The 12,246-nt window shown below is 71.7% G+C and carries 10 protein-coding genes; 6 read left to right on the top strand and 4 right to left on the bottom strand.

What is annotated here, in order from left to right; translation table 11 throughout:
- Positions 1-21 precede the first annotated feature (21 nt).
- The 4 genes from MMA15_RS08215 to MMA15_RS08200 form a co-directional block, all read right to left on the bottom strand.
- A complete protein-coding gene (locus MMA15_RS08215; protein ID WP_241058480.1) occupies positions 22-2,418 on the bottom strand; it encodes a heavy metal translocating P-type ATPase in 2,397 nt (798 codons plus the stop codon).
- A gap of 59 nt (positions 2,419-2,477) precedes the next feature.
- Positions 2,478-2,696, bottom strand: coding sequence for a heavy-metal-associated domain-containing protein (locus MMA15_RS08210; RefSeq protein ID WP_241058479.1), 219 nt, complete (start codon positions 2,694-2,696; stop codon positions 2,478-2,480).
- A gap of 232 nt (positions 2,697-2,928) precedes the next feature.
- A complete protein-coding gene (locus MMA15_RS08205; protein WP_241058478.1) occupies positions 2,929-3,123 on the bottom strand; it encodes a helix-turn-helix transcriptional regulator in 195 nt (64 codons plus the stop codon).
- A gap of 314 nt (positions 3,124-3,437) precedes the next feature.
- Positions 3,438-4,349 carry a sugar phosphate isomerase/epimerase family protein gene (locus MMA15_RS08200; protein ID WP_241058477.1) on the bottom strand — a complete coding sequence of 304 codons (912 nt, stop codon included), beginning with the start codon at positions 4,347-4,349 and terminating at the stop codon, positions 3,438-3,440.
- Between the two features lie 242 nt (positions 4,350-4,591).
- On the opposite strand from MMA15_RS08200, the gene iolC reads away from it, so the two are divergent.
- The 6 genes from iolC to MMA15_RS08170 all read left to right on the top strand — a co-directional run bounded on the left by iolC (position 4,592) and on the right by MMA15_RS08170 (position 12,244).
- The gene (iolC, locus tag MMA15_RS08195) at positions 4,592-5,632 is read left to right on the top strand and encodes a 5-dehydro-2-deoxygluconokinase (RefSeq protein WP_241058476.1); all 1,041 of its coding nucleotides are present in this window, start codon (positions 4,592-4,594) and stop codon (positions 5,630-5,632) included.
- A gap of 167 nt (positions 5,633-5,799) precedes the next feature.
- Positions 5,800-6,681, top strand: coding sequence for a Cgl0159 family (beta/alpha)8-fold protein (locus MMA15_RS08190; protein WP_241058475.1), 882 nt, complete (start codon positions 5,800-5,802; stop codon positions 6,679-6,681).
- 52 nt (positions 6,682-6,733) lie between these two features.
- Positions 6,734-7,738, top strand: coding sequence for a 5-deoxy-glucuronate isomerase (iolB, locus tag MMA15_RS08185; protein WP_241058474.1), 1,005 nt, complete (start codon positions 6,734-6,736; stop codon positions 7,736-7,738).
- A 98-nt stretch (positions 7,739-7,836) separates the two neighbouring features.
- Positions 7,837-9,708 (top strand): 3D-(3,5/4)-trihydroxycyclohexane-1,2-dione acylhydrolase (decyclizing), encoded by a 1,872-nt coding sequence (gene iolD / locus MMA15_RS08180; RefSeq protein WP_241063080.1) that lies wholly within the window; start codon positions 7,837-7,839, stop codon positions 9,706-9,708.
- Between the two features lie 165 nt (positions 9,709-9,873).
- Complete coding sequence (locus MMA15_RS08175; RefSeq protein WP_241058473.1) at positions 9,874-11,370, top strand: CoA-acylating methylmalonate-semialdehyde dehydrogenase; 1,497 nt, start codon at positions 9,874-9,876, stop codon at positions 11,368-11,370.
- A 223-nt stretch (positions 11,371-11,593) separates the two neighbouring features.
- Positions 11,594-12,244: a class I SAM-dependent DNA methyltransferase gene (locus tag MMA15_RS08170; protein WP_241058472.1), complete on the top strand. Its 651-nt coding sequence runs from the start codon at positions 11,594-11,596 to the stop codon at positions 12,242-12,244.
- The last annotated feature ends 2 nt before the right edge of the window (positions 12,245-12,246 follow it).

Genomic DNA, 12,246 nt, shown 5'->3' with positions numbered 1-12,246 from the left:
GCGGTAGGCCTGCCGGCCGCCCTACTTGAAGGCGCGCAGCCGCAGGCTGTTGGTGACCACGAAGACCGAGGAGAAGGCCATCGCCGCACCCGCGATCATGGGGTTGAGCAGCCCGGCGGCGGCGAGGGGGAGAGCGGCCACGTTGTAGCCGAACGCCCACCACAGATTGCCCTTGATGGTGGCGAGCGTCCTGCGGGAGAGGCGGATCGCGTCCGCCGCCGCCCGCAAGTCGCCCCGTACGAGCGTCAGATCGCCCGCCTCGATGGCGGCGTCCGTGCCCGTGCCCATCGCCAGGCCCAGATCGGCGCTCGCCAGGGCCGCGGCGTCGTTGACTCCGTCACCGACCATCGCGACCGTGCGGCCCGCCGCCTGGAGACGGCGTACCTCGCCTGCCTTGTCCTCCGGGAGCACCCCGGCGACGACGGTGTCCTTCGACGGGACGATGCCGACGCTGCGGGCGACGGCCTCCGCGACCGCCCGGTTGTCCCCGGTCAACAGCACGGGCTCCAGGCCCAGTTCGCGCAGCCGCCGTACGGCCTCGGCGCTGGTGTCCTTCACCGTGTCCGCGACTGTCAGCACACCGCGCACCGCGCCGTCCCAGGCGACCGTGACCGCCGTACGGCCCGATGCCTCGGCGGTGGCCTTCGCCTCGGCCAGCCCCTCCGGCAACTCGCCCGCCGCACGTCCCACTTGGACCGCCCGGCCCTCCACCGTGCCGCGCACCCCGAGGCCCGCGAGGTTCTCGAAGCCGTCCGGGGCGGGCAGCGGTGCGGCGTCCGCGCCCGCGCGCTCCCGTGCGCCCCGTGCAATGGCGCGCGCAACGGGGTGCTCGGAGGCGTCCTCCAACGCACCGGCCAGGCGCAGCAGTTCGTCCGCCGTGACGCCGTCGCCGGGGACGACGTCATGGAGTTCCATACGGCCGGAGGTCACGGTGCCCGTCTTGTCGAGTACGACCGTGTCGACGCGGCGCGTGGACTCCAGCACCTCGGGGCCCTTGATGAGGATGCCGAGCTGGGCGCCGCGTCCCGTGCCCACCATCAGCGCGGTGGGCGTAGCCAGCCCCAGCGCGCAGGGGCAGGCGATGATCAGTACGGCGACGGCCGCCGTGAAGGCCGCAGCGGCGTCGCCGGTGGACAGCAGCCAGCCCGCGAGAGTCGCCGCCGCCAGCACCAGCACCACCGGCACGAACACGGCGGACACCCGGTCGGCGAGCCGCTGCACCGCGGCCTTGCCGCTCTGCGCCTCCTCCACCATCCGTGCCATGCGGGCGAGTTGGGTGTCGGAGCCGACCCGGGTGGCGGTCACCACCAGTCGCCCCGAGACGTTGACCGTCGCGCCCGTCACCGCGTCCCCCGGGCCCACGTCGACCGGCATCGACTCGCCCGTGAGCATCGAGGTGTCCAGCGCGGAGCCGCCCTCGTCGACGGTGCCGTCCGTGGCGACCGTCTCACCGGGGCGTACGACGAAGCGGTCGCCGACCGCCAGCCGCGACACCGGAATCCGGTGCTCGGTGCCGTCCCGCAGCACGGCCACGTCCTTCGCGCCGAGCCGCATCAGCGCCCTCAGCGCGGCGCCCGCCTTCCGCTTGGCCCGTGCCTCCAGATAACGGCCGAGGAGCAGGAACGTGGTGACTCCCGCGGCCACTTCGAGATAGAGAGCCGACGACGCGCCGCCGGAACCGGGGGAGAGGGAGAGCTCGAAGCCGTGGCGCATGCCCGGCATTCCGGCGTCCCCGAGGAACAGTGCCCACACCGACCAGCCGAAGGCCGCGAGCGTGCCCACCGTGATCAGGGTGTCCATGGTGGCGGCGCCGTGCCGCAGGTTCGTCCAGGTGGCGCGGTGGAAGGGCAGCCCGCCCCAGACGACCACGGGCGAGGCCAGTACGAGCGAGAGCCACTGCCAGTAGTCGAACTGGAGGGGCGGCACCATCGACAGCAGCACGACCGGTACGGACAGCACGAGCGTGACGATCAAGCGCCGCCGCAGCGCGCCGAGTTCGTCCGGTCGGGAGCCCGGTGCGGATTCGGGCTCCGCTCCCGGCTCGGCCCCCGAGGCCGCGGGCTCGGCCTCTCGCCCGGCTGCCGGGCCGGTTCCCCGACCCGTCTCCCGGTCGGTCTTCTCGCCTGCCTCCGCCCCCGATCCGCCCGGTGTGCGCGGCTGCGGCGGCCGGGCCGAGTAGCCGGTCCGCTCCACGGTGGCGACGAGGTCCTCGACGGACACCCCGTCCGGGTAGGAGATCCTCGCCTTCTCCGTCGCGTAGTTGACGCTCGCGGAGACGCCGTCCATCCGGTTCAGCTTCTTCTCGACCCGGGCGGCGCAGGAGGCGCACGTCATGCCGCCGATGGACAGTTCCACACGCTGCTCGTCCTCGCGCTCCCCGCCGGCGGCGGGTGCGTCCTGTGCCGTGGTGCCGGTCATCGTGATGCTCCCGGGGACCTAGGAAACGTGGTTCATGGGGTGTGAGGGGCGCCGGACTCTCAGGCGCGTCCGGCCAGTTCGAAACCGGCTTCGTCGACGACGGCCCGCACGGCCTCGTCGTCCGGCTCGGTGGTGGAGGTGACGGTGACCTCGCCGGTGGCGGCTACGGCCTTCACCGACGTCACGCCGTCGATCCCGGAGATCTCGTCTGAGACGGCGCCCTCGCAGTGCCCGCAGCTCATGCCGCTGACCTTGTACGTGGTGGTGACAGTGCTCATCTTCGCTCCCTGGTGACTGGTGCTCCGGTGTCCTTCGGAGGCGGGAACCACTATACCCCCCTAGGTATTCCCTCGGTCCCGTGCGATGGGTCCGAATATGACAGAGGCCCCGGAGCCCGCCTTCCGGTGATCTCTCGGGAGACGGGCTCCGGGGCCTGCTGAGGCCGGGGGCCGGGATGCGGTCCGGGGTTCGTCGGGGCTCGGTCAGGGGCTGCGCGTCGGTCGCGCCGCCTCACCGCCCTCCCCGGTGGCTGGGCCGGTGCATGACCCAGGTCCGTACCGTGTCCGCGTACCAGTACGGCCTGCCGCCCTCCACGTGGTCGGGTGGTGGCAGCAGGCCGTGCTTGCGGTACGAGCGCACCGTGTCCGTACGGACTCCGATGTGCGCGGCGATGTCCTTGTACGACCAGAGTCGTCGATCGGCCAACTCGGCACCTCCCACAGGGGATCACAAAGCGATTGCCGAAAAGTCCCCGCGGCCGCGGTCTGCCGCCGGTCCGCCTCTCGGCTTTCGATCATCAGAATGTGTGCGGTGAACGACGCTGAGTGATCGACGGGGAGGGCCTGTTGAGGCTCTGTGACATGACGGCCGGAGAACGGTGACGCTCGTGACAAGCCGCCGACATCGAGCCGTTCAGGCGCCGTTCGGGTGCCCGGGCCCCTGCTGTGCGACGTGCCGGTGCCCGTACCAGTGCCCCTGCCGTGAGTGCGATCGGGCCCGCAAGGCGCCGAGTTGGGCCCCTAGGCGCCGCACCCGCGCAGAAAACGCCTTGTGCGCTGGGCGATCGGCAGCGGACGGTCCGGCGGGCACGGATACATGTCCTGCTCGACGATCGCGAAGAGGTCGACGCCGAGCCCCTGTGCGGCGGCCAGCACGGGCTCCATCGCCGGTACGCCCAGCGGAGGTTCGCACATCACGCCCTGCCGCACCGCGGGCCCGAAGGGCGTCCCCTTGGCCACCACGTCCGAGAGGATCTCGGGGTCGACCTGCTTGAGGTGCAGATAGCCGATGCGTTCGCCGTAGGTCTCGATCAGTTTGACGCTGTCGCCCCCGCAGTAGGCGTAATGGCCCGTGTCCAGGCAGAGGTTGACCAGTCCGGAGTCGGTCGCGTCGAGGAAGCGCTCGACGTGCTCCTCGGTGTCGATATGGGTGTCCGCGTGCGGGTGGACCATGATCTCCAGCCCGTACTCGTCCCGTACTTCGCGGGCCAGCCGTTCGGTGCCGCTCGCGAGATGGCGCCACTGCTCGGAGGTGAGTTCGCGCGGTTCGATCTCCTCGGCGGTCTTGTCGTCCCGCCAGAAGGACGGGATGACCACGAGGTTGCGGGCGCCCATCGCCTGTGTGAGCGCGGCGACTTGGCCGACGTGCTCCCAAGTCGCGTCCCAGACCTCCGGGCCGCGGTGCAGCGAGGTGAAGACGGTGCCGGCGGAGACCTGGAGGCCGCGGGAGCCGACCTCGTCCCCGAGGCGTGCGGGGTCGGTCGGCAGATAGCCGTAGGGGCCGAGCTCGATCCACTCGTAGCCGGCCTGTGAGACCTCGTCGAGGAAGCGCTGCCACGGCACCTGCTCGGGGTCGTCCGGGAACCAGACGCCCCACGAGTCGGGCGCCGAGCCGACCCGGATGCGGTCGAGGGACGGGGTCGCAGAAGTCACTGAGGGCTCCTCGCTCTACGTACGTGTCACTACGGGACGTGTCGCCGCCGGACGACGGGGCGAGCCAACTCCGTGGGCGCCGCCACTGTCAAGGGAATGTAAGGACAACGTTTCATACGGACGTAACGCCCTTCTCGCTTTCGCAGGACGTCAGTATGTAAGGACAAATCATTGACAGGTTTTGCCGTCTGCGCCGACGATGAGGAGGCCGACCGAGGGAACGACCCACGAAAGGGCAGTCCATGGCATCCACGGCCGTCAGGGAAGAGCCGCACGACGTTGTCACGATGGGCCGCATCGGTGTCGACATCTATCCGCTCCAGACGGGGGTGCCGCTGCCGCAGGTCGAGACGTTCGGGAAGTTCCTCGGCGGCTCGGCGACCAATGTGGCCGTGGCCGCCGCCCGGCTCGGCCGCCGCAGTGCCGTCATCAGCCGTACCGGGGACGACCCGTTCGGCGAGTACTGCCATCAGGCGCTTCGGGGCTTCGGCGTCGACGACCGCTGGGTGACGCCCGTCGCCGAGTACCCGACGCCCGTGACCTTCTGCGAGATCTTCCCGCCGGACGACTTCCCGCTGTACTTCTACCGCGAGCCGAAGGCCCCCGACCTCGAACTCGTCCCCGACGGGCTGGACTTCGACGCGATCCGATCCGCTGGTGTCTTCTGGGTCACCGGCACCGGGCTGTGCGCGGAGCCCAGCCGTACGACGACGCTGGAAGCGCTTCAGGCCCGCTCGCAGAGCCGGACGCGGCACCCCGGCGGCGCACCCTCGGCCACCGTCTTCGACATGGACTGGCGGCCGATGTTCTGGGGCCGCGGCGGAGGCGCCGGAAGGGGCGGGGGACGGGACGTCCCGGTGGAGGACGTCATGGCCGAGGCCCGCCCGCACTACCGCCGGGCCCTGGCGAACGCCACCGTCGCCGTGGGCAATCTCGACGAGTGCGAAGTGGCCACCGGGACCCGCGAACCGCAGGGCTGCGCCGACGCCCTGCTGGAGGCGGGCGTCGAACTCGCCGTCGTCAAACAGGGACCCAAGGGCGTGCTCGCCGCACACCGTGACGGCACCCGCGTGGAAGTGCCCCCGCACCCCGTCGAAGTCGTCAACGGCCTCGGCGCGGGCGACTCGTTCGGGGGTTCGCTCTGCCACGGGCTGCTCTCCGGCTGGGACTTGGAGTACGTGATGCGGTACGCGAACGCTGCGGGCGCGCTCGTCGCCTCGCGGCTGGCCTGCTCCACCGCGATGCCCACGGCGGAAGAGGTCGAGGAGCTGATGAGGAGCTGACGGGCCGAGCGGGCCCGCCGAGCTGATCCTCCCGGGGGCGGCCCGGGGCCCGGCACCGGTGGCCGTCCGCGCCGCCTCGACGCGTACCAGCCACGGCCCCCTGTACCCCCGGTCCCTCTCCGTCCGGCCCCCGCCCGCGCGGGCGGCCATGAAAGCGAGCAACTTCCTTGAGCAGCATCAGCATTCGTGACCTCGTCGCCGTACGGGCCCGGCACCCGGAGGCGATCGCGGAGGCCGCCGAGAGACGCACCAGGCGCCCCCTGATCGGCGACAGCGGCAAGCTGATGATCGTCGCCGCCGACCACCCCGCACGCGGGGCACTGGGCGTCGGCGGCAGCGAACTCGCCATGGCCAACCGCGCACAGCTCCTGGAGCGTCTGATCACGGCACTGTCCCGTCCCGGGGTCGACGGCGTGCTGGCGACGGCGGACATCCTGGAGGACCTGCTGCTCCTGGGGGCGCTCGAGAACAAGGTCGTCATGGGTTCGATGAACCGCGGGGGGCTGGCGGGAGCCTCGTACGAACTCGACGACCGGTTCACCGGATACCGGGCCGAGGACATCGAACGGCTGCGCTTCGACGCGGGCAAGGCACTGCTGCGGATCGACCTCGACGACGCCGGTTCGCTGGCGACGATGCATGCCACGGCCCGCGCTGTGGACGACATGGCGGCCCGGCGACTGCCCGTCTTCATCGAGCCGTTCATCTCCCGCCGAGTGGACGGCACGGTCCGCAACGACCTCAGCGCCGAGGCGATCATCCGCTCCGTGGCCATCGCCTCCGGCCTCGGCGGCACGTCCGCCTATAGCTGGCTGAAGCTTCCCGTCGCGGAGGACCCCGGCGACATGGAGTGGGTGTGCGAGACGTCGACGCTTCCGGTGGTGCTGCTGGGCGGCGAGACCAACGGCGATCAGGAGGGGGCGTACGACAGATGGCGCACGGCGCTGCGCATGCCCACCGTGCGGGGACTCGTCGTAGGACGGTCCCTGCTCTACCCGGCGGACGGGGACGTGGCGGGCGCCGTGGACACGGCGGTGGGACTGCTGTGACCCGCCCCGGACAGCGAGTACGGCGTACGGCGATGCGGCAAGGATGGCGAGCATGACGAGCAGCACAGGCACAGGCGGTACGGGCAGCGCAGTCGGTACAGGCAGCACGAACACCACGGTCGGCACCGGCACCCGGGGCGCGGGCGGCGGCTTCCATCTGCCGGCGGGCAGCGCCGCCGCAGGTCCCTACGCCCTCGACATCGACCCCCGGCGGGCCGGCTGGGGCTACTCCTCGCTGCGCGTGGTGGAGTTGGAGCCCGGCGGCACCCATGAGTTCGCCACCGGCGAGAGCGAGTGGATCGTGCTGCCGCTCAGCGGCGGATGCACGGTGGAGGCCGAGGACCGGACGTTCCCGCTCCGGGGCCGCCCGAGCGTCTTCGAGGGCGTCAGCGACTTCGCGTATGTGCCGCGCGACGCCGATGTACGCATCACCAGCAGCGGCGGCGGACGCTTCGCGCTGACCGGGGCCCGCTGCACCCGGCGGCTGCCCGCACGCTACGGACCGGCCTCCGGCGTGCCCGTCGAACTGCGCGGCAGGGGCAACTGCTCCCGCCAGGTCAACAACTTCGGCGCGGCAGGCGTCTTCGAGGCCGACCAGCTCATCGCCGTGGAGGTGCTGACACCCGGCGGCAACTGGTCCTCGTATCCGCCGCACAAGCACGACGAGGACCGGCCCGGCGTCGAGAGCGAACTGGAGGAGATCTACTACTTCGAGATCGCCCCGCACCTTCCGGCGGACGGCGACGGCGGCGCCGTACCCGGGCTGGGCTATCAGCGGGTCTCGCCTTCCGGGCCCGGCAGCGCCACCGACGTGCTCGCCGAGGTGCGCGACGGCGACGCCGTGCTGATCCCCGACGGCTGGCACGGCCCGTCGATCGCCGCGCCCGGCCACGACATGTACTACCTGAACGTGATGGCCGGACCCGGGCTGGAGCGTGCGTGGCTAATCTGCGACCATCCAGAACACGCCTGGATCCGAGGCAGTTGGGAAGAGCAGCCTGTCGATCCAAGGCTGCCGCTCTACCACGCACCGACAGTGGAAGGGGAGGGCGAGTGAACTCCGTACCGGAACCGGAAGGCCGCTCCGGCGGCGGACATCGGGACGGCCACGCGGGCACCGGCGCCCGTACCGGTGCGGGTACCGGCACCGTCCGGCTGACCGTCGCCCAGGCGCTGGTGCGTTTCCTCGCAGCCCAGTACACCGAGCGCGACGGCGTGCGCCACCGGCTGATCGACGCGTGCTGGGGCATCTTCGGCCACGGCAACGTCGCCGGCATCGGGCAGGCCCTCGTGGAGAGCGGCCAGGGCGACGACGCACCGCTGCGCTACTTCCAGGGCCGCAACGAACAGGCCATGGTGCACGCGGCAGTCGGCTACGCCCGCCAGCGCAACCGCCTCTCCGCTCACGCCGTCACCACGTCCATCGGCCCCGGCGCCACCAACCTCGTCACCGGCGCGGCACTCGCCACCGTCAACCGGCTGCCCGTACTGCTGCTGCCCGGCGACATCTTCGCGACCCGCACCGCCGACCCCGTGCTCCAGCAGCTCGAAGCGCCCGGCGCGGGCGATGTGTCCGTCAACGACGCGCTGCGGCCTGTCTCCCGCTACTTCGACCGCGTGCACCGGGCCGAGGCGCTGATCCCCGCCGCCCTCCAGGCCATGCGCGTCCTCGCCGACCCGGCCGAGACCGGTGCGGTCACGCTGGCGCTGCCGCAGGACGTGCAGGCCGAGGCGTACGACTGGCCCGTGGAGTTCTTCGGCGAACGGGTATGGCACGTACGGCGGCCCGCGCCCGAGGCCGCCGAGATCACGGCCGCGGCCGGTGACGTGCTGGAAGCCCGCAGGCCCCTGATCGTCGCGGGCGGCGGCATCCACCACAGCGAGGCCGAGGACGCGCTGCGCGCGCTCGCCGGCGCCACCGGCATTCCCGTCGCCAGCACCCAGGCGGGAAAGGGCTCGCTGCGCCACGACCACCCGTGCGACGTGGGCGCGATCGGCCACACCGGCACGGCCGTCGCCGACGACCTGGCGCGCACCGCGGACCTCGTCATCGGAGTCGGCACCCGCTACAGCGACTTCACCACCGCCTCGAACACGCTCTTCGCCGAACCAGGCGTCCGCTTCCTCAACATCAACATCACCGGCTTCGACGCTCACAAGATGGGCGCCCGTACGGTCGTGGCCGACGCCCGCGCGGCACTGGAGGCGCTGACGGCGGCGCTGCCGGGCCACCGCGTCGCCGCCGCGTACGAGGAGGAGTACGCCAGGGGCAAGGCGGAGTGGGAACGCACGGTCGAGGCCGCCTACGCCGCCGAGGACGACGGCGCACGCCCCACCCAGACCCAGGTGATCGGCGCCCTGGACGGTGTCGTCGGCGACGAGGACGTCGTCGTCAACGCCGCGGGCTCACTGCCCGGCGACCTGCACAAGCTGTGGCGGGCCCGCTCGCCGCGCCAGTACCACCTGGAGTACGGCTACTCCTGCATGGGCTACGAGATCCCCGGCGCCATCGGCGTACGGCTCGCCGCCCCCGACCGTCCGGTGTGGGCCCTTGTGGGCGACGGCACGTATCTGATGCTGCCCGGCGAGATCGTCACCGCCGTGCAGGAGGGCCTGAACATCAACGTGGTGCTGGTGCAGAACCACGGCTACGCCTCCATCGGCGGCCTCTCCGAGCAGACCGGCGCCGAACGCTTCGGCACGGCCTACCGCTATCGCGCGGCCGACGGTTCGTACACCGGTGATCCGCTGCCCGTGGACCTGGCCGCCAACGCGGCCTCGCTGGGCATGGACGCCGTGGTCGCGAAGACCGTGGGCGAGTTGCGCACCGCGCTCGCGCGGGCGCGGGACTCCGACCGTCCGACGTGTGTGTACGTGGAGACCGACACCGGACCGTCCGCAGCCGCGCCGCCCGTGGCGGCAGCCTGGTGGGACGTGGTGGTGGCGGAGACCTCCGAGCGCCCCGCGGCCCGCAAGGCACGTGAGGAGTACGAACGCCAAGCGGCGGCGAGGCGCCGCCATCTGTAGCGCCCACGCCCGTGCCCGCGCACCCGCCGGCGTCCACCGGCCCGGCCGGATGCGAAGGGGCGTCGGCCCGAGTCCCGTGATCCAGGCCCCTGTTCACCCCGTGAACCGCACCGTCACCACGGCCGTCAAGGCCCCCGAACCCACCACAGAAAGCAGAGCCGCCATATGAAGACCCTCGGCCACTGGATCGGCGGCAAGGCCGTCGAGTCCGCCTCCGGAAACGCGGGACCGGTCTACGACCCGGCCACCGGCGCCCAGCCCCTGAGCGTCTCGTTCGCCTCGGTCGAGGAGGTCGACTCCGCCGTCGACGCCGCCCGGCGTGCCTACGCGGAGTGGTCGCAGACCTCGCTCGCGAAGCGCACCGCGTTCCTCTTCAAGTACCGGGAGCTGGTGGACGCTCACCGGGACGAGATCGCCGCGCTCATCACCGCCGAGCACGGCAAGGTCCACTCCGACGCGCTCGGCGAGGTCGCCCGCGGCATGGAGATCCTCGAACTGGCCTGCGGCATCCCGGAGAAGCTCAAGGGAGAGCTGTCCACGCAGGTCTCCAGCCGCGTCGACGTCGCCTCCATCCGGCAGCCGCTCGGAGTCGTCGCGGGCATCACGCCGTTCAACTTCCCCGCGATGGTGCCGATGTGGATGTTCCCGCTCGCGATCGCCTGCGGCAACACCTTCGTCCTCAAGCCCAGCGAGAAGGACCCGTCCGCGCCCTACCGGCTCGCCGAACTCGCCGCCGAGGCCGGGCTGCCCGAGGGCGTGCTCAACGTCGTCAACGGCGACAAGACCGCCGTGGACCGGCTGCTGTCGCACCCGGACGTGGCGGCCGTCAGCTTCGTCGGCTCGACGCCGATCGCGAAGTACATCCAGTCGGAGGCCGTCGCGCACGGCAAGCGGGTACAGGCGCTGGGCGGCGCGAAGAACCACATGCTCGTACTCCCGGACGCCGACCTGGACTTCGCCGCCGACAACGCCGTCTCGGCCGCCTACGGCTCCGCGGGCGAGCGCTGCATGGCGGTCTCCGTGGTCGTAGCCGTCGGCGACGCGGGCGACGAACTGGTGTCGAAGATCGCCGAGCGCGCGCACAAGCTGCGCATCGGACCTGGCGGCGACCCCTCCTCCGAGATGGGGCCGCTGATCACCCGCGAACACCGCGACAAGGTCGCCTCCTACGTGGGCGGCGCACGTGAACAGGGCGCCGACGTCGTCGTCGACGGCACCGGATACTCCGTCGAGGGCCACGAGGACGGCTTCTTCCTCGGCGTCTCCCTCCTCGACAACGTCTCACCGGACATGGACGCCTACCGCGACGAGATCTTCGGCCCGGTGCTGTGCGTGGTGCGGGCCGACAGCTACGACGAGGCGATCAAGCTCATCAACAGCAGCAAGTGGGGCAACGGCACCGCTGTCTTCACCCGTGACGGCGGCGCGGCCCGCCGCTTCCAACTGGAGGTCGAGGCAGGCATGGTGGGCATCAACGTGCCCATCCCGGTCCCCGTCGGCTACCACTCCTTCGGCGGCTGGAAGGACTCCCTCTTCGGCGACCTGCACATCTACGGCAACGACGGCGTCGCCTTCTACACGCGAGGCAAGGTCGTCACCACGCGCTGGCCCGACCCGGCGGAGAGCGGCGGGGTCAACCTGGGTTTCCCGACGTCGTCGTAGGGGCGCCGTCGTAGGGGGCCGCAGAGGAGCGGCGGCCCAGGAGGGCTGCCTCAGGGCCGGGCCTCAGGGCGGTGCCTCCGGAGGTGCTGCCTCAGGGCCGGGCCTCCTGGCGTGGCCGCGGGTCCCTTCCGTACGCGCCCGCCCGGTATGCCGCCGGGCGGGCGCTTGCGTTGCCCCGAGTGCCCAACTTCCGCCGCTCGTAGGGCTGTTATCGTCGCCGCCTGTGACCGGACCCGACCATCTGAGGGCCACGCGCGTCTTCTACGACGCCGTGGCCGCCGACTACGCCGAACGCTTCCACGACGAACTGGCGGCCAAGCCGCTGGACCGTTCGATGCTTGCCGCATTCGCCGAACTGGTGCTGGCCGCCGGGGGCGGACGCGTCGCCGATCTGGGGTGCGGTCCCGGGCGGGTGACGGCGCATCTGCGCGAGCTGGGGCTGTCGGTATACGGCGTCGACCTGTCGCCTCGCATGGTCGAGTTGGCGCGTGAGACCAATCCGGACCTGCGGTTCGACGAGGGCACGATGACGGCCCTCGACCAGGCGGACCGCTCCCTCGCCGGGATATTGGCCTGGCACTCGGTGATCCATACGCCCGACGAGCAACTCCCGCAGGTCTTCGAGGAGTTCGAGCGGGTCCTCGTGCCGGGCGGCCATCTGCTGATCTCCTTCCAGGTCGGCGACGAGCCCCTTTACCTGGCCCGCCCGCTCGGCCACCCGGTCGCCCTCGACTTCCACCGGCGGCGGCCGGACGACGTAGCCGCGCTGCTGGACGCGGCCGGACTGCCCGTCCAGGCGCGGATGTGGCGCGAGCCGGACGACCGTGGCATGGAGACGACGCCGCAGGCGTTCCTGCTGGCGCGCAAGGCGTAGGC

It is taken from the genome of Streptomyces marispadix, assembly GCF_022524345.1.
GTDB classification, from domain to species: Bacteria; Actinomycetota; Actinomycetes; order Streptomycetales; family Streptomycetaceae; genus Streptomyces; species Streptomyces marispadix.
Note: the sequence above shows the minus strand (reverse complement) of the source record. Positions and strands in the feature narration are given on the sequence as shown.

Coding starts and splice junctions, on each gene's coding strand:
- MMA15_RS08175 (WP_241058473.1), top strand. CDS start 9,874: ATGAAGACCCTCGGCCACTGGATCGGCGGCAAGGCCGTCGAGTCCGCC.
- MMA15_RS08210 (WP_241058479.1), bottom strand. CDS start 2,696: ATGAGCACTGTCACCACCACGTACAAGGTCAGCGGCATGAGCTGCGGG.
- iolB (WP_241058474.1), top strand. CDS start 6,734: ATGACGAGCAGCACAGGCACAGGCGGTACGGGCAGCGCAGTCGGTACA.
- MMA15_RS08215 (WP_241058480.1), bottom strand. CDS start 2,418: ATGACCGGCACCACGGCACAGGACGCACCCGCCGCCGGCGGGGAGCGC.
- iolC (WP_241058476.1), top strand. CDS start 4,592: ATGGCATCCACGGCCGTCAGGGAAGAGCCGCACGACGTTGTCACGATG.